The organism is Streptomyces sp. 1114.5, assembly GCF_003635085.1.
In the GTDB taxonomy this organism is placed as follows: domain Bacteria; phylum Actinomycetota; class Actinomycetes; order Streptomycetales; family Streptomycetaceae; genus Kitasatospora.
In genome coordinates this window covers 1134780-1155397 of sequence record NZ_RBXE01000001.1, presented here as the reverse complement: position 1 = coordinate 1155397, position 20618 = coordinate 1134780, and the positions used below count along the sequence as shown (strand labels likewise).

At 73.6% G+C, this 20618-nt stretch carries 19 protein-coding genes; 8 read left to right on the top strand and 11 right to left on the bottom strand.

The features are described from left to right. Positions 1–80 precede the first annotated feature (80 nt). On the top strand, positions 81–548 hold the full coding sequence (locus BX285_RS04945) for a hypothetical protein (protein ID WP_097236840.1): 468 nt from the start codon (positions 81–83) through the stop codon (positions 546–548). On the opposite strand, the gene BX285_RS04940 is transcribed toward BX285_RS04945, so the two are convergent. From BX285_RS04940 to BX285_RS04910, 8 genes are all read right to left on the bottom strand, one after another. Continuing rightward, positions 490–1590 (bottom strand): GNAT family N-acetyltransferase, encoded by a 1101-nt coding sequence (locus BX285_RS04940; RefSeq protein WP_121174553.1) that lies wholly within the window; start codon positions 1588–1590, stop codon positions 490–492. The genes BX285_RS04945 and BX285_RS04940 overlap by 59 nt on opposite strands. 34 nt (positions 1591–1624) lie before the next feature. Further along, complete coding sequence (locus BX285_RS04935) at positions 1625–2833, bottom strand: insulinase family protein (protein WP_121174552.1); 1209 nt, start codon at positions 2831–2833, stop codon at positions 1625–1627. After that, positions 2830–4032: an insulinase family protein gene (locus BX285_RS04930; RefSeq protein ID WP_183107002.1), complete on the bottom strand. Its 1203-nt coding sequence runs from the start codon at positions 4030–4032 to the stop codon at positions 2830–2832. The genes BX285_RS04935 and BX285_RS04930 overlap by 4 nt, the downstream gene beginning before the upstream one ends. Beyond that, on the bottom strand, positions 4029–5297 hold the full coding sequence (locus BX285_RS04925) for an MFS transporter (protein ID WP_121174550.1): 1269 nt from the start codon (positions 5295–5297) through the stop codon (positions 4029–4031). The genes BX285_RS04930 and BX285_RS04925 overlap by 4 nt, the downstream gene beginning before the upstream one ends. Next, positions 5290–6078, bottom strand: coding sequence for a hypothetical protein (locus tag BX285_RS04920; RefSeq protein WP_121174549.1), 789 nt, complete (start codon positions 6076–6078; stop codon positions 5290–5292). Before BX285_RS04920 ends, BX285_RS04925 begins: the two co-directional genes overlap by 8 nt. Before the next feature lie 15 nt (positions 6079–6093). Continuing rightward, complete coding sequence (locus BX285_RS04915) at positions 6094–6846, bottom strand: hypothetical protein (protein ID WP_097236835.1); 753 nt, start codon at positions 6844–6846, stop codon at positions 6094–6096. 163 nt (positions 6847–7009) lie between these two features. Next, complete coding sequence (locus BX285_RS38125; protein ID WP_257032492.1) at positions 7010–7141, bottom strand: hypothetical protein; 132 nt, start codon at positions 7139–7141, stop codon at positions 7010–7012. 247 nt (positions 7142–7388) lie between these two features. Beyond that, the gene (locus tag BX285_RS04910) at positions 7389–10010 is read right to left on the bottom strand and encodes an RICIN domain-containing protein (protein ID WP_121174548.1); all 2622 of its coding nucleotides are present in this window, start codon (positions 10008–10010) and stop codon (positions 7389–7391) included. A gap of 238 nt (positions 10011–10248) precedes the next feature. Between BX285_RS04910 and BX285_RS04905 the strand changes: the two genes are divergently transcribed. Continuing rightward, a complete protein-coding gene (locus BX285_RS04905; RefSeq protein WP_259470435.1) occupies positions 10249–12675 on the top strand; it encodes a non-reducing end alpha-L-arabinofuranosidase family hydrolase in 2427 nt (808 codons plus the stop codon). A 103-nt stretch (positions 12676–12778) separates the two neighbouring features. Here the strand turns inward: BX285_RS04905 and BX285_RS04900 are convergent, their stop codons facing one another. The 3 genes from BX285_RS04900 to BX285_RS04890 form a co-directional block, all read right to left on the bottom strand. Next, entirely contained in the window at positions 12779–13495 is a 717-nt protein-coding gene (locus tag BX285_RS04900; protein WP_121174547.1) for a hypothetical protein, read from the bottom strand. A gap of 94 nt (positions 13496–13589) precedes the next feature. Then, entirely contained in the window at positions 13590–14405 is an 816-nt protein-coding gene (locus BX285_RS04895) for a hypothetical protein (RefSeq protein ID WP_121174546.1), read from the bottom strand. Then, positions 14402–14947 carry an RNA polymerase sigma factor gene (locus tag BX285_RS04890; protein WP_179852799.1) on the bottom strand — a complete coding sequence of 182 codons (546 nt, stop codon included), beginning with the start codon at positions 14945–14947 and terminating at the stop codon, positions 14402–14404. The genes BX285_RS04895 and BX285_RS04890 overlap by 4 nt, the downstream gene beginning before the upstream one ends. Positions 14948–15034: 87 nt before the next feature. Between BX285_RS04890 and BX285_RS04885 the strand changes: the two genes are divergently transcribed. The 6 genes from BX285_RS04885 (at position 15035) to BX285_RS04860 (ending at position 20576) form a co-directional block, all read left to right on the top strand. Further along, positions 15035–15958 (top strand): serine/threonine-protein kinase, encoded by a 924-nt coding sequence (locus BX285_RS04885; protein ID WP_121174545.1) that lies wholly within the window; start codon positions 15035–15037, stop codon positions 15956–15958. A 36-nt stretch (positions 15959–15994) separates the two neighbouring features. After that, positions 15995–16882 (top strand): LLM class flavin-dependent oxidoreductase, encoded by an 888-nt coding sequence (locus BX285_RS04880; protein WP_121174544.1) that lies wholly within the window; start codon positions 15995–15997, stop codon positions 16880–16882. 116 nt (positions 16883–16998) lie between these two features. Beyond that, complete coding sequence (locus tag BX285_RS04875) at positions 16999–17595, top strand: hypothetical protein (RefSeq protein WP_147465112.1); 597 nt, start codon at positions 16999–17001, stop codon at positions 17593–17595. 98 nt (positions 17596–17693) lie between these two features. After that, positions 17694–18764: an ABC transporter ATP-binding protein gene (locus tag BX285_RS04870; protein WP_121174542.1), complete on the top strand. Its 1071-nt coding sequence runs from the start codon at positions 17694–17696 to the stop codon at positions 18762–18764. Beyond that, positions 18748–19647 (top strand): ABC transporter permease, encoded by a 900-nt coding sequence (locus BX285_RS04865; protein WP_097236823.1) that lies wholly within the window; start codon positions 18748–18750, stop codon positions 19645–19647. The genes BX285_RS04870 and BX285_RS04865 overlap by 17 nt, the downstream gene beginning before the upstream one ends. A gap of 11 nt (positions 19648–19658) precedes the next feature. After that, positions 19659–20576: an ABC transporter ATP-binding protein gene (locus BX285_RS04860; RefSeq protein WP_097236822.1), complete on the top strand. Its 918-nt coding sequence runs from the start codon at positions 19659–19661 to the stop codon at positions 20574–20576. Positions 20577–20618: the final 42 nt, after the last annotated feature.

Below are 20618 nucleotides of genomic sequence, written 5' to 3'. Positions count from 1 at the left end.
GGAACGGGAATGCTCGGGGCGGACGCGACGCAGCCCCGGACGGTCCGGGCCGCGCCGACACCACACGCACCGGGGGGCCCATGAACACCGCGCCATCGGCGACCGGCGACATCCCGCCCCACGTGCGGGAACTCGCCGGGTTCCTCGACGTACTGGGCCGCGGTGACGGCCCCGGCATCCTGTGGCCCGAGGAGGAACGCCCGGCCGACGGCCGCCCGGACGCCGTCGCCGCCCTCACGGCGGAGGCCCGCGCGCTCGAACGGCTGACCGGCACACCGGTCACCATCGAGACCCACCGCGCGGACGAGGGGGGAAACCGGCCGATGTCGGCCGGGTCCGCGGGCCGTCTCCTGGTGCGCCACACCGCCGGGGCCGGGTCCTGGACGCTGCTCACCGGAACCGGCAGGGCCGCACAGGACAGCTTCCGCTGCCGCCTGCGGTCCGACGAGGTGCTGTACGTGCCGCCCGGCTGGCGGTGGCACGCCCACCTCACCCCGCATGCACGGCTGACGCTGACCAGGCTCGGTCCGCCCGCAGCCCACCGGTGAGCCGGCGGCCGTCGTCCCGGGCGGCGAACAGCTCCTGACGGCCGAACCGGGCCTGGGTGAGGACGCCGCGCAGCCGGGCGTCCTGGGGCGCCTCGGTGGCGACCAGCAGCTCGACGCCGATGCCGAACGCCCAGCGCGCCAGCAGTTCGACGCCCCGCGTCGCGAGCGCCGCAGCCGGCCCGCCCGGGGCGAGGACGGCCCGCAGCTCGGCGCGACCGGCCCCGGGGGCCTGGTACTCCAGGGTCAGTTCGGCCGCCACCTGGCCCGCGGCGCCCACCACGAGCACGTCGGCGCGCTCGCCGGCCAGCCAGCGGGCCGGTGCCCGGGCGCAGTGCCGGGCGAGGTCGTCCCGGTCCTGCAGCGCGCCCGGTGCGCCGACCGGGGTGTGTCCGTGCAGCGCGGCGAGGGCGGCGACGTCGTCCGGGCCGACCGGGCGCAGGGTGACCATCGTGTCGGTCAGTTCGCCGTTCGGCAGGTCCGGCAGCCGTCGGGGGGTGGGGGCGTCGTCGGTAGGCAGCCGGGACCAGAGTGCGGCGGCGTGCCGCTCGGTGCCGGCTCCCGGCAGGACGGCGCGGAGCTCCCCCTCCCGGCGGAAGCCGGCGGCCAGCGCCACCCGCTGGCTGCGGACGTTCTCGTCCCGGATGAACAGCTCGACCCGGTGGAGGCCCCGGGCGAAGCACAGCTCGGTCAGGGCCCGGGCGAGCGTCGTCGCCACGCCGCGGCCCCGGGCGGCCGGGGCGACCCAGAAGCCCAGTTCGGCGCTGGAGCGGCGGCGGGTGAGGTGGACGACGGCACCGGCCAGCAACTCGTCGCCGTCCGGGTCGGCGACGGCGTAACCGAGCCGGTCGGGGTTCTGCCGGGCCCGGGACGCAGCCGAGGCCAGCAGGGCCCGCATGGTCTCGGCGGTGGCGACGCCCGGGGTGCCGGACATGAAGCGCACGGTGTCGGGGTCGTTGCCGTTGGCCACGAGGACCGGCACGTCCGAGTCCCGGTAGGGACGCAGACGCAGCCCGCGGGCGTCGAAGGTGCTGGGGAAGTCCACGGTTGCTCCGATTCGTCTTCGTCTTCGGGTTCGGCTAGGAGAGGGGGTGCCGGGCCAGGCACTCGGGGGTGCCGTCGGTGACGCGCCAGAGCGCGATCCGTTGCCCGCCGCACGGGGGCCCGGGGAAGGTGCAGCGGTCGGCGGCGTCGCCCACCCGGCCGAGGGGGGTGGCCAGTTGCCACTGCCGGGCGGCCTCGCGGGCGCTGCGCAGTCGGCTGGTGAGCGCCGCCACAGAGGTGCGCCAGTCGCCCGCGAGCAGCTGGGCCAGGTGTCGTTCGAGCGGGGCGGCGAGGTCGGCGGCGCGCCACACGACCATGTCGACGCGCTCGGCCCGGCCTTCGACGGTGGTGCGGCCGAGCGGCCGCAGGCCGTCGCCGGCCAGGTGGCCCACGATCGGACCCCGGCCGTCCAGCAGCGCGTCGAGGGCGAGCGACGGGGTGCCGCGCGGGCGCAGCAGGGTCACCGCCACCAGGCCGTCCAGTCCGTGCAGGCCGTCCAGGTCGCCGTGCTCGCGGAGCCCGTCGGGCACGGCGACGGCACCGCCGGAGGCCCGGGACGGCCCGCCGGCCGGCCGGTGGCGGTCGAGGGCCGCCCGCACGCCGTCGGCCGCGTCGGGCGGACCGGCGAGGAAGAGCCGGGCGTTGGCGCCCGAGTACCCCCGCTCGACCACCCCGTGCACGTCCGTCGGGGTGATCCGGCCGACGGACCGCGTGGTGGTGCGGCCGATGGCGTCCAGCCCCGGTTCGTCGGCCGCGGCGGCGGCGAGCACGGGCCCGAGCCGCAGGACGGGCCGGTGGTCCATGCGGCGGGTCTCCAGGAGCACCGCGTTCCGTTCGCCCTCGAAGACGTCCGGGGTGGTGCGGGGGCGGTGCCCGGACGCGATGCCGAGGAGGCGGCGCACCAGCCGTCCCGGGTCGTCCGGGTCGCCCGTGCCGCGGAAGGTGGTCCGGTCGATGCCGGTCACTGCGTCCAGGGGGATGCCGCCGAGGTCGTCGGAGCCGTCGGGGCCGTCGGGGCCGTCGGCCGAAGGGTCGGCGAGCACCTGGAGGTGCTCGGCCAGGTGGGCGGTGCCCTCCCGGCCCGCCGGGTCGTCGCGGGAGCCGCAGCCCACCACGAGGGCGGCGCCGATCGAGCGGGCCCACGGCAGGGCCTCCCACTCGACGCGGAGCCCGCCGGCGTCGAAGGACTCGACGGAGTCCGACGCGGGCCCCGGTACCGCCGGGGCCGCTTCCGTACCGCTCACCGGATCTCCTCGTAGGCTGCGGCGAGTTGCCGGCGGTGGTGCTCCTCGAAGGGGCCGACCGCCGCGACCGCTGGGGGCAGCGGGGTGAAGGACAGGCCCGGCAGGACGTCGAGGTCCGCCACCGCCGCCAGCCGCTCCCGGATGCCGCGCTGTCCGAGCGCGTGTCGGCGGAGTTCGTCGGCGGGGCCGTACGGGCCGTCGAGTTCGGCGAGCAGCCCGGCCCGGCACCGCCACCGCGCCGAGCGGGTCTCCTCGGAGCCGGCGCCGTCCGCCAGCCGGCGGAGGGCCGCCGTCAGTACGCGCAGCGCCGCCGCGGCGTGCTGCGGCGCCACCGTGGCGGTGGCGCTGATCGAGGTCAGGCCGTGCTGCCGGGCGCAGGCGGCGGTGAATCCGTAGGCCAGGTGGTGGCGGTGGCGCAGCTCGCGGTGGAGCCGCCCGTCGGTGCCGTTGCCCAGCACCTCCACCAGGAGGTCGAGGACCCCGGGCGGCGGGGCCTGCACGGGCAGGCGGACCGCGACCCGGGCATCGCTGTCGGCACGGACGGCGAGGTCGAGCCCGCCGTGCCACCGGGGTGCGTCGCCGTCGGCGAGCCGCACCGGCCCGGGCGACGGCCGGTGGCCGCCGTCCGGGGCCGTGGTGGCGTCGTACACCTGCGCCCGGGACACCAGCAGGTCGACCGACCGGGCCAGGTCGGCGGGCGTCACGCCGGCCGCGGTGCCGCGGGTGGTGGCGCCCCCGGCGTCCCCGGCGTCCCCGGCGTCCCCGGCCCGCTCGTCCCCGACGGGCCCCCAGGAAGCCCGTTCCAACTGACGCCTGACCAGGGCCAGCAGGGGCGCACCGTGTCCCGCGTCGGCCGCCGCCAGCCGGGCCCGCAGGCGGGCGAGCAGGTCCTCCCCGGCCGGACCGGCGGGCAGCCGGGTACCGCGCAGGTCGTGGACGACCGAGGCCAGGTCGGCGGGCCGGGGTGACCAGTACGCGAAGGACGAGCTGTGGTCGTCCAGGTGGTGCCGGGTGCGCCAGCCTTCGGCGGCGGCGCGCGCCGCGGCACCGCCGCACCGCGGTTCGTTCAGCACGGCGGCCAGCAGTGCGGCCAGGCCGGCCCGGCCCGGCGGGTCGTCGAGATGCCCCGCCGGAAGGTCCACGATGACCGCACCACCGGGACGGACGGCGGCCGCGGCACGAGCCCGGGCCGTACTCACCGGGCACCTCCCCCGGTCGGCAGCGCCACCCGGCCGGGGGAGCCCGCCGTCCGGGACGGCCCGTCGGCCCGCAGTGCCCGCCAGGCCCACGGGATCGCGGCCGCGGTCGCCAGCACACCGCCACCGGCGACCACCGCGAGCACCGGCAGCCACTGGGTCAGCAGGGCCGCGGCCCCGATGCCGGCGAGCTGCCACGTCGCCTTCCAGGCACGGCGGACGGCGGTGACGCGCCCGCGCAAGTGCCGCGCGGGGCGCTGCTGGCAGTGCAGGGTCGGGCCGATGACGATCAGGTACGCGTGCACGCCCAGCAGCAGTCCGGCGAGGACCACGCACCACACGGCGCCGTCGGCCGCGAGCCAGGCCACCGCCAGGGCCACCGGCGCGGTGCCGAGGACCGCGACCACGAACAGGGTTGCGGCCGGCACCTCGCGGCGGATCCGGGCGAGCACCAGGGTCACCGAGAGGCTGCCCAGGCCGGCGCCGAGCCCGAACAGCCCGGGGGCCTGCTTGAGCGCGGTCGCGCCGAAGTGCATCAGGACGAGTTCGCTCGCTGCGCCGAAGCACAGGTTCCAGGGCGCCTCGGCGGCCACGGTTGCCCGCAGCACCGGGTCGGTGCGGACCGCGGTCAGCCCCTGCCACAGCTGGGTGCGGACCTGCCCGAGCCCGGGTGCGTCCGCGTGGGCGGCGCTGCCGGGGGCCTTGGGCAGCATGCACGCGGCCGCCACCAGGTAGGAGAGCGCGTTGATCCACACGACCACGGTGATCGAGGAGTGCGTCAGCAGCGTGGTGCCGAGCAGCGGTCCGGTGGTCACGGACGCTCCGGCCGAGACGTTGAGCAGGGAATTCGCGGCGAGCAGCCGGCCGGCGGGCACCACGTCGGGGAGCATGCCCAGGAATGCGGGGACGCTCAGTGCGGAGAGCACCTGGAGCAGGACGAGGTGCGGGTAGACCCAGCCCAGCCGGTGCGGGTCGATGCCCAGCGCCAGCGACGCGGCCACCGCGAAGGCGGCGAGGTCGACGGCGATCACCAGGCGGCGGCGGTCGAAGCGGTCGGCGAGCACCCCCGCGAAGGGGGCGCAGACGATTTGCGGCACGAAGTTCATTCCGAGGGCGAGGAGCCCGGCGACGGTCGAGCCGGAGACCTGCCGGATCCACAGCGGGAGCGCCAGGTACTGGACGTAGCCGCCCAGCAGGGACAGCGACCGCCCGGTCCAGATCAGCGCGAAGGCGCCGCCCAGCCGCGCGGGGACGGCGGCGCTACCCATCGGCCCGGCCGTCCCGGTCGGCCCGGTCGGCCTCGCGGCCGTCCCGGTCGGCTTCCCGAGCGAGCTGGGACTTGCTGCTGCGGTCCCGGGGCACGCCGAGCCGTACGTCCAACTCCCGTGCCAGCCGGTCGAGTCCGGCCAGCACGGCCGGGAGCGAAGAGTTGACCTCGATCTCGACGCAGTCATAGCGGCGGCGTTCGGCGCGGGGGGTGGTCGGGGCGCCGAACTCGACGTGGTCCAGGCTGCAGCAGACCTCGGTGCCGTCGGTGGTCCGCCCGTACCACTTGTACCTGCGCTGGACGGCTACGCCGGCCGGTTGCAGCGCCCCGGTGACCAGGCCGAGCCTCCGCACGTGGGCGACGGGCAGCAGCGAGCCGTCGTGGAGGCGGGCGCCGACCTGCCGGTGCGGTACCCGCTGGCGCAGTTCGAGGCCGTCGCGCCAACCCCGGCGGTGGATCGTCTGCTTGCACACGACGACGCAAGTATCGGACGGGGCGCCACTGTTGACGACGATGCTCAGCGAGTGGCCGGCGCGGGCGAGGCTGCCGGAGGCGTCGTCCAGGTACAGCACCGACTGCAGGTAGTCCTGCGGCTCGGCGGCCGCGGCGACGAGCTCGGCGAACACCGCCGTCCGGGCGAAGGCAGCCGGGTCCGCGGCGGCGGCCGGCGGGAGCTGCCACTTGCACTCGTGCTCCACACCGATGTGGATGTCGTCGCTGTGGATGCCGCCGATGCGGATGTCGTCGTCGCAGGGGGCGGTGGCCGCGGCTGCCGTCTCCATCGGGTGACTCACCTTTCAACAGGTCGGGGGTGCCGTCGGCGGCGGCATGGTGAACACGTCGACGTCGGCGGGGCTGGGCAGCTCCAGGGCGCTCACCACCGCCCGGCGGGCCTCCACCGCGCAGGCGCGCGGCGGCCGGAAGTGCCCGGACTTCAGGTTGGCGGTGACGAAGACCTGCTCCGGCGAGCCCGTCACCACCAGTTCCCCGGCCGCCCTGACCCTGAGCCGGTCGGGGACGAGCATGGGGTGCACGACGCGGGGCTCCCCGACCGGGCGGCCCGGCGCCCAGCCGAACATCACGTCCGCCAGCCGGTGGGGCTGCGGCCACACCCACAGGGCACCCTCGTCGTCGACCGCATAGAGGTAGGAGGCCCCGGTGGTGAGCAGCGCGAGCGCCTGGTCCCGGTCGCGGAGCCGAACGGCGCGCCGGCCCAGGGCCTGCAGGGCGGGCCGGTACCGCGCCTCGAAGAAGCGGCGGTCGAACTCGATCACCGTGGGGTCCACGGACACCGTCCGGTGGCACTGCTGCGGCGGTGCGGGGGCCGCGGCCGCGTCGAAGCGGCGCTGGATGGCGGGCAGCAGCTCGGCTATCCGGCTCCGCACGGGGGCGCAGCCGAGGTCCCGGGCGAGCAGGGTCCGCATCGAGACCAGTTCCTCGTACAGCAGGAAGGTGATGGCCTGCGAGTCGGGCCCGTAGCGGGCCGAGGCGGTCTCGCGCACCCGGGCGAAGCGCTCCACCACCGGATGGGGGTCCGACCGGACCGGCATCGTTCGCACCTCTCTCTGATCGACTGTCACCTGGCGCCTGACGCCGATCACTTGGCGCCGTTCACTTGGCGCCGATCACTTGGCTCCGGTCGCCCGGCGTTCGTGGCTCGGCCGGGAGCCCGGAGGCGGCGCGACACGGGCCGCGCCGCCCCCGGAGCCGCGATCACATGTAGTCGGAGAAGGTGGCCTGGGTCATCGACAGGGCCTCGGTCCCGTACTCGGTGGCGTCGAGCTCCACCAGGTCCTGCACGATCGCGTCGACGCGCAGCAGCTCGTTGTTGGTGATCTCGCTCATGGCATTCTCCCTCGGTCTCGGTTCGTTCGCCGGCAGCGTTCCTGCCGACACCAGGAACTCTGCCGAACGGCCGGACCGCGGCCCAGTCACGTCTTCGCGGGGGCGCGCTCCGGGTCACGGACCCGCGTGACCGCTGCCACGGGATGCCGGGAAGCCCGGGAAGCCCGGGGTACCACGGCAGTCCCGGGCAGCACAGCACTGCGGGGCCGCAGGCAGGAGTGCCTGCGGCCCCGCACGGGAGTCCGGATCAGGAAGGGTCGCCGTACTGCAGACCACGCCCGTTGGTGCCGATGTAGACCCGGCCGTAGGTGTCGGGATCGCCGGTGACGATGCCCGCACCGGCGAAGTTGCCCCACTGGTGGGCGTCGTCGTTGATGCGCAGCCAGGTGGCGCCCGCGTCGGTGGAGCGGAAGACGCCGGCGACGCCCTTGACGGTGCCGATCAGGTACAGGGCCTGGTAGGAGGCGCCCGGCGCGGCCTTGCCGAAGCCGACGGCGGAGGCGGACTGCACCGACCCGAGGGTGGTGAAGCTGCGGCCGCCGTCGGTGGAGTGGAGCAGCCCCTTGCCGCCGCCGGCGATCCACAGGTCACCCGCGACGCCGGGGACGGCGCTGAGCTTGCCGGCGGGCAGGTTGCCGGCGCGGGCGGCGAAGTTCGCGCCGCCGTCGGTGCTGGCGTAGAGCGTGCCGCCGACCAGCGAGTAGAAGGTGCCGGCGGAGGACCGGTCGGCGACGACCACGGCGTCGGTGCCCAGACCGTTGACCCTCGACCAGCTCGCCCCCCGGTCGGTGGAGCGGTACGGGGCCTGGCCGGCCTCGGTCCAGACGATGCCGGAGCCGTCCGCCGCGATGGCGATGTGGCCGCTGTCGGCGCTGGGGACCGGCTCCGCCTTGAAGCCGTTCCAGGTGTGGCCGCCGTCGGTGGAGAGGGCGCCGTCCTGCTCGCCGCCCCTGCCGACCCGGACCACCAGCGAGGGGTTGGCCTGGGCGAAGTCGACGGAAGTGCTGTTGTAGATCGTCGGGTTGACCAGCCGCCCGGACGGCTCCTTCTTCAGGTCGTCGTACACGAATCCGCCCTGGTCGCCCATCGAGGTGATGAGGGCCGTGGCGCCGGGCGGGGAGACCGCGTCGTACAGCGCGGTCTCCTCCAGTCCGCGGGCTCCGACGGTCCAGTGGCTGGTGCCGCCGTTGTCGGTGGCGTTGGCGTCCTTGCTGGCCCAGATGCCGTTGCCGGTGCCGTACAGCACGTGCCCGGAGTCGAACGGGTCGATGCTCAGGGCGGTCATCCAGTGCCCGATGCCGGTACCGAGGTACGGGGCGATGGAGGCGTCCCGCACCGACTTGTCGGCCTGGGTCTTCCAGGTCGCTCCGCCGTCGGTGGAGCGGTAGACCTCGTCCGCGGGCCACCAGCGGTCGAGGGTGGTGACCATCACCGTGGACGGCTTCTGCGGGTCGACGGCCAGACCGGCGAACCCGTAGTTGCCCTGGGACGGGGAGACGTTCTTCCACGTCCCGCCGTTCGTCGCGTACTTCCAGACCGCTCCCGCCGTCACGCCGTTGGGCCCGGGGTTGTTGGTGTACGTCACGTACAGCGAGCCGTCTGCGGAGAGCACGCCGTGCTGCGGCACGTAGCCGGTGGGCTGCCCGGAGACGGCCTGCCAGGTGGCGCCGCCGTCGGTGGAGCGGTAGAGGCTGGTGGACTTGTCGGCGACGCCGACGTAGACCGTGTTGCTGCCGGCCGGGCCGTAGGTCACGAAGGAGATGCCGGTGCCGAAGCTCGCCCCGTCCTTGACGGGGAACGAGGAGACCTGGTTCCAGGTCTTACCGGCGTCGGTGCTGCGCCACAGACCGTTCTTGCGGGTGCCCAGCAGCAGGGTGTCGTGGTTCGCGGGGTCGATCACCAGGCGTTCGCCCGCCCCGCGGCCGTCCTCGTTGCCGCCCAGCTTGAACGGCAGGTCGGTGCGCTGGAAGGTGCGGCCGCGGTCGGTGGAGCGCAGGATCGAGCCGTTCCCGGCCCAGTCGTTGGTGTAGGTGCCCGCCGCGAGGTAGAGCCGGTCGGGGTCGACGGGGTCGGTGGCCAGCGACTCGATGCCCAGCAGGTTCCAGTCCTTCCCGCCGACCCAGTCGGTCAGCGGGATCCACTGCTCGGCGCCGGTGTCCCAGCGGTAGGCGCCACCCATGTCGGTGCGCGCGTACAGCAGGCCCTTCTCCTTCTGGTTGAAGACCAGCCCGGTGACGTAACCACCGCCCGCCACCGGGGCGTTCTGCCACACGTACGAGCCGTTCCCGGAGGTCTGGGCCCCGCCCGACTTCACCAGCTTCCACTGCTGGTTGGCGCTGCCCTTGCCGGGCCACTGGATGACCTGCGTGCCCCGGTCCGCGGAGTACCCGAAGACGTCCAGCACCTGTCCGCTCCGGCGGGAGGTGAGGGTGACGGCGTCGGAACCGCTCACGGTGTCGATCCGCCACTGCTGGGAGCCCGAGGAGCGGTCCGTCTGCTGCTCGGCGGGAGCGCCCTGGCCGGTCGAGTCGCCGGTGATGCCCAGCACCTTGCCGCTGTTGCGGTTCACCAGCTCGTAGTAGCCGTCCCCGGTGGCCTTGAGCTTCCACTGCTGGTTGGCGGTGTCCTGGTCGGGCCACTGCTGGATGCGGGTGCCGTCGGCGGTGGCGCCGGCGTTGACGTCCAGCACCTGGCCGCTGCGTACGGAGACCAGCCGGTAGTAGGCGCCGTCGTCGATCGTCGCGGCCTGCGACTCCTCGTGCACGAAGAAGTACGACACGGCGGCGAGGGGCACACCGAGCAGCAGAGCGGTGGCGCCCGCACGACGGCGGTGACGCCCGCGTCGGCTGCCCTTCGGAGGAGTGCTCATGGGTAGACGTTCTCCTTGCGAACCGTTCACGGAAGAGGTGCGGGTCCGGCCGGCGGCACCGGCCGGATCCACCCCCTTGTGGTCACCGGATCCGCAAAGGTTGCCGCGAGCCGGCATTTCGTTTCCGGGTCGGCTCGACGAGACGTTCTTCCAGACCGCGGCAACCTTCCTGCGCGCGGCGGCAACTGACGGGCAACGAGGCCGATGTCGAGGCCCACCATGTCGGAGGGACAAGCCGTTGTCAGACCGGAACCGTGTTCATCGCCGCCGTCCGCCCACCCGCCGCGTCATCGCCGTCGCCGTGGCCCTCGCCGCGGTGGGCGCGGCCGTACCGCTGATCGCCCAGGCCGCGTTCACGTCGAACGCCGGCACGCCGACCACGCTGGGCGCGGCGGCGGCCGGCAGCGGCCGCTACTTCGGCACCGCGGTGGCCGCGGGCAGGCTCGGAGACTCGACCTACTCCACCATCCTCGACCGGGAGTTCAACACGATCACCCCGGAGAACGAGATGAAGTGGGACAGCACCGAACCGTCCCGGGGGTCGTTCAACTTCGGCCCCGGCGACACGATCGTCAACCACGCCGCCGCGCACAACCAGAAGATGCGCGGCCACACCCTGGTCTGGCACTCCCAACTGCCCGGCTGGGTCAAGTCCATCAACGACGCCGGCACCCTGCGCGGCGTGATGGACAACCACATCACCCAGGAAGCGTCCCACTACAAGGGGAAGATCTACGCCTGGGACGTGGTCAACGAGGCCTTCGCCGACGACGGCAGCGGCCGCCACCGCAGCTCCGTCTTCCAGGACGTCCTGGGCGACGGCTTCATCGAGGAGGCGTTCCGCACCGCGCGCGCCGCCGACCCCGGTGCCAAGCTCTGCTACAACGACTACAACATCGAGAACTGGTCCGACGCCAAGACCCAGGGCGTCTACCGCATGGTCAAGGACTTCAAGTCCCGCGGCGTGCCCATCGACTGCGTCGGCTTCCAGAGCCACTTCGGCGCCGGCGGCGCCCCGGGGAGCTTCCGCACCACCCTGGCCGAGTTCGCCGCGCTCGGCGTGGACGTCCAGCTCACCGAACTCGACATCGCCCAGGCGTCCGCCGACGCGTACGCCGACACCGTCCGGGCCTGCCTCGACACCCCGCGCTGCACCGGCATCACCGTGTGGGGCATCCGCGACAGCGACTCCTGGCGCACCGGCGAGAACCCGCTGCTGTTCGACAACAACGGCAACCGGAAGCCCGCCCACAACGCGGTGCTCACCACCCTGAACGCGAGCAGCGGCGGCACCCCGAACGGGGACATCACCTCCGGCGCGGTCTACACGCTCACCGGCACCGCCAGCGGCCGCGTCCTCGACGAACCCGCCGGCCAGAACGGCAACGGCACCCCGCTCCAGGTCTGGGACGCCAACGGTGACGCCGCCAACCAGCAGTGGCGGGCGGCCCGCAACGGTGACGGCACCTACACGCTGACCAACGTCGCCAGCGGCCGGGTCCTGGACGAGCCGGGCAACCGGACCGGCAACGGGACGAAGATGCAGGTCTGGGACTCCAACGGCGGCGCCAACCAGCACTGGAAGGCCGCCCGCAACAGCGACGGCACCTACACCCTGACCAACGTCGCCAGCGGCCGGGTCCTGGAGACCCCCGGCGACCGGACCGCCAACGGCACGGCCGTCCAGATCTGGGACTCCTGGGGCGCCGCCAACCAGCACTGGAGCTTCAAGCCGTCCACGCCGACGGGCGGCAGCACCTGCGCCCTGCCGTCGACGTACCACTGGTCCTCGTCCGGCGCGCTGGCCCAGCCGGCCAACGGGTGGGCGTCGGTGAAGGACTTCACCGACGTGGTGTACAACGGCAAGCACCTGGTCTACGCCTCGAACGTGAACGGCTCCTCGTACGGCTCGATGGCCTTCGCCCCGTTCACCAACTGGTCGGACATGGCCTCCGCCCCCCAGACCGGGATGAACCAGGCCGCGGTGGCGCCCACGCTGTTCTACTTCGCGCCCAAGAACATCTGGGTGCTCGCCTACCAGTGGGGCCAGTCGCCCTTCGTCTACCGCACGTCGAGCGACCCGACGAACCCCAACGGCTGGTCCGCGCCGCAGTCGCTGTTCACCGGCTCCATCCCCAACTCCGGTACCGGCCCGATCGACCAGACCCTGATCGGCGACGACCAGAACATGTACCTGTTCTTCGCCGGTGACAACGGCAGCATCTACCGGGCGAGCATGCCGATCGGGAACTTCCCGGGCAACTTCGGCTCCTCGTACACCACCGTCATGACCGACACCGCGAAGAACCTCTTCGAGGCACCGCAGGTCTACAAGGTCAAGGACCGGAACCAGTACCTCATGATCGTCGAGGCCCGCGGCGCCAACGAGCAGCGCTACTTCCGCTCCTTCACCGCCACCAGCCTGGGCGGCACCTGGACCCCGCAGGCCGCGAGCGAGAACAACCCCTTCGCCGGCAAGGCCAACAGCGGCGCCACCTGGACCGACGACATCAGCCACGGCGACCTCGTCCGCAACAACCCCGACCAGACCATGACCATCGACCCCTGCAACCTCCAACTCCTCTACCAGGGCAAGTCCCCCACCGCCACTGGCCCCTACGACCGACTCCCCTGGCGCCCGGGCCTGCTCACCCTCCAGCGCTGAGCAGTCCCCGATCCACCACCGGGAGCCGCGACCGCCTCGGCGGCGTTCGGCCCCGTTCAGCCCCGCTCCGCCCGGTGCCGCCGGGCGGAGCGGGGCTGCCCGTTCAGGAGGAGAGGCGGTTCAGCGCTGCGGTGGCGATGCCTTCGACGTAGGTCGGGGCGTCGGTGGGCTGGCCGCTGAGCTCGACGATGGCGACCTTGGTGCCGCTGCGCAGGACCGCGACCCCGCCGGTGGCGGTGCCGTCGCCGTTGTAGGCCGGGTACCAGCGGGCATTGCCGCCGGTGACGGTCAGGGTGTGGGCCGCGCCGTAGTGCCAGTGGCCGGCGGGCTCGTCCTGGCAGTCCTGGACGAGCTCGACGAGCTGCTTCTCCCAGGTGTCGGCCGCGATCCCGGTGGGGGCGCTCGCGGCCGACTCCATCAGCATGCCCTTGGTGTCGAAGGTCCAGTTCACGGACGCGTACGCGGTGGCCTGGCCCTTGGTCAGGTCGCGCATCGTCTCCTCGCCGGAGCACGCGGACAGCGCCTGGCCTCCGGTCAGCGCGACGGTCGCGCCGACCGGGTTCAGGCCCTGCCGGAAGTCCTCGCTCTGGACGAGGCGGGCGGAGCCGAGTGCGGGCGCGGCGGCCGCGGCCGGGTGGGCGGCGGTGGTCGACTGGGCGGCGGCCGCGGGGCGGTGTGCGGCGGTGTGCGCGGCCCCGTCGGCGGTGGCCGACTGGGCGCCGACGACGCTGACCGTGATCAGCGAGGCGGCGAAGCAGGCCGCGGCGGCGAGCCGGTTGCGGCGAACGGACTTCTGCTGGACGGTCTGGTTCTCGGTCATCTGGTCCCCCTGCTGGTCGGGACGCCTGTTGCGTCCTCGTACAACCGGGGAGATGCCGCCCACGGAGGGAAAGTTGGAGCCCCGACCCGGTGTTTCACAGCTGTGACAGAGCGGTCCTGACGACGCGGTCCATCGCGGCCGTGCCCAGGCAGGCGTGGACCTCCAGCACCCCGTAGTGGTTGCCGCTGCGCAGCACGGCGATGCCGCCGCAGGTCTCCTTGCCCTCGGGCGCTCTGCCGGTGGTGTTGAGCGATCCCTGGTAGTAGCCCATCCAGCTCGCGGTGACGTCCGGGGCGAGCTGCAGCGTCATGGTCCTTCCGTAGACCCAGTGCCCTGGAGGTTCCTCCTGGCAGGACACCGCCTCCAGCAGCAGGCGCTCGGCGAAGTTCTGCGCCAGGGACGGGCTCTGGGCCTCGGCGGCGACCTCGCGGGCGACCTGGTCGACGCTGTCGGCGGCCAGCGTGCGGTCGTCCGGGTCGGCGCGGGTGCTGGTCATCAGTCCGCGGAAGCGGGCACCGGGCCCGCCCAGGGTCTGAGTGAGGGTCTTCTCGCCGGTGCAGGCCGCGTTGGCGTAAGCCCCGTCGCCGTACCGGTCGATGACGTGGATCCGCTCGGTGCCGACGTCCGGGCTGAACGCCGCGGGTTCCAGAAGGTTCGCGATCGTCACCGGCCCGGTCGCACCGGTCGCACCGGCCGGCGCGGCGGAGCCGGAGGCCGAGGACGCGCCCTGGGACGCCCCGCCGGCCGCGGCACCCGACTGCGCTGCCGCCTGCCCGGTGGCGCCGGTGGGCGCCGGCAGGACGAACCGGCCGGCCACCAGCCCGAGTGCGGCGGCCGCGACCAGGGCGGCGACGGCGGACCGGAGCCGGACGACGGTGTGGCCGCCGCCCGCCGCGGGACCGCGGTTCACAGGCCGGTGACCAGGCGCCCGCGCATGAATCGGCGGGCCTGGTGGATACGGTCCTTGACCGTGCCCAGCGGGGCGTCCAGCTGCTCGGCCACCTGGACGTAGGTCAGGTCCCCCAGGTCGCGCAGCACGAAGGACTCCACCAGGGCGGGGTGCTGCTGCTCCAGCGCGGCCAGCGCCTCCATCAGGTCGAGCCTGGTCCCGGCGATGACGCTGGTGGTGCGCGGGTCGACGGACTCGGGGAGGTCGGCGTGGCTGTCCTCGGCGCGCCGGCGCATCGAGCGGTAGGTGGACCGGGCGGCGTTCGAGGCGATCACCGTCACCCAGCCCAGGAAGGAGCCGTGACCGCCGTACCCGCCCAGGTGCGTGCTGATGGACAGCAGCGCGTCCTGCGCGGCCTCCTCCGCATCGGCGTGGTGGGGCAGGAAACGGGAGCAGCGGCGCAGCACCACCGGCCGCAGCTTGGCCAGCAGGTGCTCCAGCGCCCCCGGGTCGCCCGCCTGAGCAGCCGCCACGAGCCGTTCCAGCTCGGCTTCCTCGAACACCCGGATTCCCCCGTTTCGTCCCGCCTGGTACCCCACCCGCCGAACGGGAGTTCCACACTCCCGCCGACTCCGGCAGAATGCTGCCACATGCGCAAGCTCGGCCGTTACCTCCTCCTGGAGCGGCTCGGAGCCGGCTCCTTCGCGACGGTCTGGAAGGCCTACGATCCGGAGCTCGACACCGAGGTCGCGGTGAAGGTGCTGGCCGAGAACTGGGCCGCCAACGCCGATGTGCGCGAGCGGTTCCTGGCGGAGGCGAGGCTGCTGCGCCGGATCGCCAGCCCGCGGGTGGTCCGGGTGCACGACGTCGGCGTGCAGGAGGACCGGCCGTACTTCGTCATGGACTACGTCCGCGGCGGCACCCTGGCCGACCGGGTCGGGCAGTGGGACCGGCAGGAGGCGCTGCGGCTGGCGGCGGAGGCGGGCTACGCGGTCCAGGTCCTGCACGAGGCGGGCGTGGTGCACCGCGACGTCAAGCCGTCCAACCTGCTGCTCTCCACCGGCTCCGCGCCCGCCGCGGTGCTGGTGGCGGACCTGGGCAGCGCCAAGCAACTGGCCGACGCATCCGGGCTGACGGTGACCACGGGCACACCCGCGTACATGGCACCGGAACAGGCCTTCCAGACCGGCGGGTTCGACGGGAGGGCCGACGTGTACGCGCTGGCCGTCGTGGCCTACGAGCTGCTGACCGGGCAGAAGCCGTTCGGCTCGGGCGGACGCGCCACAGCCCTGATGACCGGCCAGCCGACCGCCTCGACGCTGCCGGCGCTCCCGGCCGGAGCGGAGCTCCCACCGAACCTCGCCCTGCTGCTCCGGACCGCGATGTCCGTCGAGCCGGCGGACCGACCGCCCACCGCCCAGGCCTTCGCAGACGCGCTGCTGGCCCCGGTCCCGCAGTCCCAGCCCCCGGGGCCGGTCCGGGAAGGGCCCGGGTGGCTGACCCAGCGCGCGGTCTGGCTGGCGGCGGGCACGGTGTTCACGGCGACGACCCTGCTGAGCTGGCTGCAGCGCTGAATCCGACAGCGAGCCGCCTCCCGTAGGGTCGGTGGTATGCGTCTGAGCACGGTGATCCTCCCCATCCACCGGTGGAGCGAGGGACAGAAGATCTGGCGGCGGGCCGAGGACCTCGGGTTCCACGCCGCGTACACCTACGACCACCTGTCGTGGCGGTCGTTCCGGGACGAGCCCTGGTTCGGGGCGGTGCCCACGCTGACCGCCGCCGCGACGGCCACCGAGCGGCTGCGGCTGGGGACGCTCGTCACCTCGCCGAACTTCCGCCACCCGGTGACGCTGGCGAAGGAGCTGATCACGCTGGACGACGTGTCCGGCGGCCGGCTCACCCTGGGGATCGGGGCCGGCGGGATCGGCTTCGACGCGACGGCGATGGGGCAGCAGGCGTGGTCGCCCAAGGAGCGGGCGGACCGGTTCGGGGAGTTCCTGCCGCTGCTGGACGAGCTGCTGCGCCAGAACGCCACGACGCACGAGGGCACGTACTACTCGGCGGTCGAGGCCCGGAACATCCCCGGCTGCGTGCAGACCCCGCGGGTGCCGTTCTACGTTGCCGCCGCGGGCCCGCGCGGGATGCGGCTGGCCGCCGAGTACGGCCAGGGCTGGGTCACGTACGGGGACCCGAAGGGTCCGGCGGACGTGCCGGCCGAGCAGGCGCCCGGGGTGATCGCCGCGCAGATCGAGAAGCTGACGGCGGCCTGCGAGGTCAAGGGCCGGGACGTGGCCACGCTGGAGAAGATGCTGCTCCAGGGCTCGACCGCGGAGAAGCCGCTGGCGTCGCTGGACGCCTTCGTGGACTGGGCGGGCACCTACCGGGAGCTGGGCATCACCGAGTTGGTGATCCACTGGCCGGTCCCCGACTCGATCTTCGCGAACGACCTCGCGGTCTTCGAGCGGATCGCCACCGAGGGCCTGGCCCAGCTGGGCTGATCGCCTCCCGCCGGGGTGCCCGGGGGTCCGGGCGCTCCGGCGGCGTCGGGGCGAGGCGCTAGTCTGTCCGCCGCACCGCCAATCTGATCATGCGTTACAACGGGGGTTCCTTCGTCATGCCTGTTTCCAGGAGACTGCTCGCCACCGCCCTGGTCGCCGCCGCCGCGTTCGGTCTCGCGGCCTGCGGCCCGGACGACTCGTCGGACCAGGGCGCGGGAAGCGGGTCGAGCACCGCCACCGCCGCGCCGACGGACGCCGCGCCCACCGCCGCCCCGGCCGGCACCGGCAAGCCCGTGCAGCCCGGCAGGACCGCGCCCAGCGCCACCCCGGCCGCCTCCGGCGAGCCCGAGGGCTTCTGCACCCACGGGCCGCTGCCCGCCGGGCAGAAGTGGATCTACCCGGTGAAGGGCACCAGCACGACGACCCTGGTGTACAAGGACACCAAGGACGTCTGCGGCGTCGACGACGTCGGCTTCGACCCGGTGGGCGCCGACAAGACCGCCCCCATCGCGCCCACCGCCAAGGGCCACCTGAGCTCGGTGCTGGCCGCGCCGAAGGACGTCAACGTGACCGACCTGGTGAAGCACATCAACGAGTGCATCGCCACGCCGCACAACGAGAAGGGCTCGTACCCGTGCTCGCTCGGTGACTACAAGGTGGCGATCGACGCCTCCGGCAAGGTCACCGAGCTGTGGGAGCGCGCGCACAGCTGATCCGCCGCGCGGTTCACCACGTCCGGGCGCTGCGGCCCCTAGGGGCCGCAGCCCCGGACGTCATACCGCAGCAGCACGGGCCCTCGTCGTCCCGGCTCATGCCCCGTGCGGCGCAAGGCCGTTACGTTGAGGGCGTGTCCACAGCTGTCATCAGGACGGACGGCCTCACCAAGAGGTTCCCCCGGGTCACCGCCCTCGACCAGCTCACCGTCGAGGTGCGGCCCGGGGTGGTCGGGCTGGTCGGGTCCAACGGCGCGGGCAAGTCCACCCTGATCAAGATCCTGCTCGGGCTCGCCCCGGCGACCTCCGGCCGCGGCGAGGTGCTCGGCCTGGACGTCGCCACCCGGGGCTCCGAGATCCGCGAGCGGGTCGGCTACATGCCCGAGCACGACTGCCTGCCGCCGGACGTCTCCGCCACCGAGTTCGTGGTGCACATGGCCCGGATGGCGGGCCTGCCCGCCACCGCGGCCCGCGAGCGCACCGCGGACACCCTGCGGCACGTCGGCCTCTACGAGGAGCGGTACCGGCCGATGGGCGGGTACTCGACCGGCATGAAGCAGCGCGTCAAGCTCGCCCAAGCACTGGTCCACGACCCGAAGTTGGTGCTGCTGGACGAGCCGACCAACGGCCTCGACCCGGCCGGCCGGGACGAGATGCTGGCGCTGATCCGCCGGGTCCACTCCGACTTCGGCATCTCGGTGCTGGTCACCACCCACCTGCTCGGTGAGCTGGAGCGCACCTGCGACCACCTGGTCGTCATCGACGGCGGCAAGCTGCTGCGCTCCTCCTCCACCGCCTCCTTCACCGAGGCGACGGCCGTCCTCGCGGTCGAGGTCACCGACTTCCCGGAGGACCACGGCCGCGAGCAGCCCGGCGCGATCGGCCGCGAGCCCGGTGCGGCGGTCCGGGAGCGCCTTGCCGCGGCCGGCGTCGAGGCCCAGCCCGAGGGCTCCCACCTGCTGCTGGTCCGGCTCGCGGACGAGTCGACGTACGACACCGTCCGCGACACCGTCGCCGAACTGGGCCTCGGCCTGGTCCGGTTGGAACAGCGCCGGCACCGGGTCGCCGAACTCTTCACCGACGACAGCGACGACACCCGTGACACCGACGACACCCACGACGCCCAGCACAGCAGCAGGGGAGGGACTGACGATGTCGCTGCCTCCTGAGACCGGGCCCGCCGACACCGGCGTCATCCACGACATCGGCTACCGCGGCTACGCCGGCCCCCGGCTCGGCCGCGCCTACGCGACCCGCTCGCTCTTCACCCAGAGCCTGCGCGCCGCCTACGGCCTCGGCCGCTCCGGCAAGTCCAAGGTGCTGCCGTTCCTGGTGCTGGGCGCGGTCACCGTGCCCGCCGTGCTCTTCGTGGCGATCGCGATCGCGATGAAGCGCGACGAACTGCCGGTCGAGTTCCCGGGCTACCTCTCCAGCCTCAGCCTGGTGGTCTCGGTGTTCCTCGCCTCCCAGGCGCCGGTGCTGCTCTCCCGGGACCTGCGGTACCAGACCGTGCCGCTCTACTTCTCCCGCCCGATCACCCGCACCGACTACGTTCGGGCCAAGTTCGCCGCCATGGTCTGCGCCCAACTGCTGCTGATGGCAGCCCCGTTGCTGGTGCTGTACGCGGGCGCGCTGCTCGGCGGGATGGATTTCGCGCACAACACCGGGCAGTTCCTGTACGGCCTGGCGGCGGCCGCACTGTACGCCGTGGTGCCCACCTCGGTGGCCCTGGTGATCGCGGCCGCCACCCCGCGCCGGGGCTTCGGGGTGGCCGCCATCATGGGCTACCTGGCGGTCAGCGCCGCGGTGGCCACCGTCGCGGTCGGCATCGGCAACCCGGGCACGACCGGCTCCGACAGCGCGCAGTGGACCTCGCTGATCTCGCCGACCGACCTGGTGGAGTCCCTGGTCAACGAGCTGTTCGGCCTCGGTGGCGGACTCGACCGCCGGCACGCGCCGGGCGGCCTCGGCCTGGCGGTGTTCGCGCTGGTCGCGGTCGCCATGGTGGTCGGCTCGTACCGGCTGCTGCTGAGCCGCTACAAGAAGGTTTGAGAGAGGGCGGCATGGCCACCATCAGCATCGACAAGGTCTCCCGCTGGTTCGGGAACGTGGTCGCGGTCAACGACGTCACCATGGCCATCGGCCCCGGCGTCACTGGTCTGCTCGGGCCCAACGGCGCGGGCAAGTCCACCCTCATCCACATGATGAGCGGCTTCCTCGCCCCGTCCGGCGGCGCGGTCACCCTGGACGGCACGCCGATCTGGCGCAACCAGCAGGTGTACCGGCAGATCGGCCTGGTCCCCGAACGGGAGTCGATGTACGACCACCTGACGGGCTGGGAGTTCGTGCTCGCCAACGCCGAACTGCACGGCCTGCCCCAGCCGGGCGCCGCCGCCCGCCGGGCCCTGGACCTGGTGGAGATGGCGCACGCCAAGGACCGCCGCACCGGGACGTACTCCAAGGGCATGAAGCAGCGGGTCAAGATGGCCTCCGCGCTGGTCCACGACCCGGCCGTGCTGCTGCTGGACGAGCCCTTCAACGGCATGGACCCGCGCCAGCGGCTCCAGTTGATGGAGCTGCTGCGCCGCTTCGGCGCGGACGGCCGCACCGTGCTGTTCTCCTCGCACATCCTGGAGGAGGTCGAGCAACTGGCCCGGCACATCGAGGTCGTGGTGGCCGGCCGGCACGCGGCCTCCGGGGACTTCCGCCGGATCCGCCGGCTGATGACCGACCGCCCGCACCGCTACCTGGTCCGCTCCAGCGACGACCGCCGGCTCGCCGCCGCACTGATCGCCGACGGTTCCACCACCGGCATCGAGGTGGACGAGCGGGAGCGGGCGCTGCGGATCGAGGCGGTGAACTTCCAGGGCTTCACCACCCTGCTGCCCAGGGTCGCCCGGGAGGCCGGGATCCGGCTGTACACCGTCTCCCCGGCCGACGAGTCGCTGGAGAGCGTCTTCTCGTACCTGGTCTCCGCGTGATGCCACCGATCACCCGGACCCAGGCCGACCGTGCCCAGGCCG

Excerpts from the sequence above, each read along its gene's own strand:
- BX285_RS38125 (WP_257032492.1), bottom strand. The coding sequence starts at position 7,141 with ATGAGCGAGATCACCAACAACGAGCTGCTGCGCGTCGACGCGATCGTG.
- BX285_RS04900 (WP_121174547.1), bottom strand. The coding sequence starts at position 13,495 with ATGACCGAGAACCAGACCGTCCAGCAGAAGTCCGTTCGCCGCAACCGG.
- BX285_RS04945 (WP_097236840.1), top strand. The coding sequence starts at position 81 with ATGAACACCGCGCCATCGGCGACCGGCGACATCCCGCCCCACGTGCGG.
- BX285_RS04920 (WP_121174549.1), bottom strand. The coding sequence starts at position 6,078 with ATGGAGACGGCAGCCGCGGCCACCGCCCCCTGCGACGACGACATCCGC.
- BX285_RS04870 (WP_121174542.1), top strand. The coding sequence starts at position 17,694 with ATGCCCCGTGCGGCGCAAGGCCGTTACGTTGAGGGCGTGTCCACAGCT.
- BX285_RS04925 (WP_121174550.1), bottom strand. The coding sequence starts at position 5,297 with ATGGGTAGCGCCGCCGTCCCCGCGCGGCTGGGCGGCGCCTTCGCGCTG.
- BX285_RS04880 (WP_121174544.1), top strand. The coding sequence starts at position 15,995 with ATGCGTCTGAGCACGGTGATCCTCCCCATCCACCGGTGGAGCGAGGGA.
- BX285_RS04865 (WP_097236823.1), top strand. The coding sequence starts at position 18,748 with ATGTCGCTGCCTCCTGAGACCGGGCCCGCCGACACCGGCGTCATCCAC.
- BX285_RS04910 (WP_121174548.1), bottom strand. The coding sequence starts at position 10,010 with ATGAGCACTCCTCCGAAGGGCAGCCGACGCGGGCGTCACCGCCGTCGT.
- BX285_RS04885 (WP_121174545.1), top strand. The coding sequence starts at position 15,035 with ATGCGCAAGCTCGGCCGTTACCTCCTCCTGGAGCGGCTCGGAGCCGGC.
- BX285_RS04860 (WP_097236822.1), top strand. The coding sequence starts at position 19,659 with ATGGCCACCATCAGCATCGACAAGGTCTCCCGCTGGTTCGGGAACGTG.
- BX285_RS04915 (WP_097236835.1), bottom strand. The coding sequence starts at position 6,846 with ATGCCGGTCCGGTCGGACCCCCATCCGGTGGTGGAGCGCTTCGCCCGG.
- BX285_RS04875 (WP_147465112.1), top strand. The coding sequence starts at position 16,999 with ATGCCTGTTTCCAGGAGACTGCTCGCCACCGCCCTGGTCGCCGCCGCC.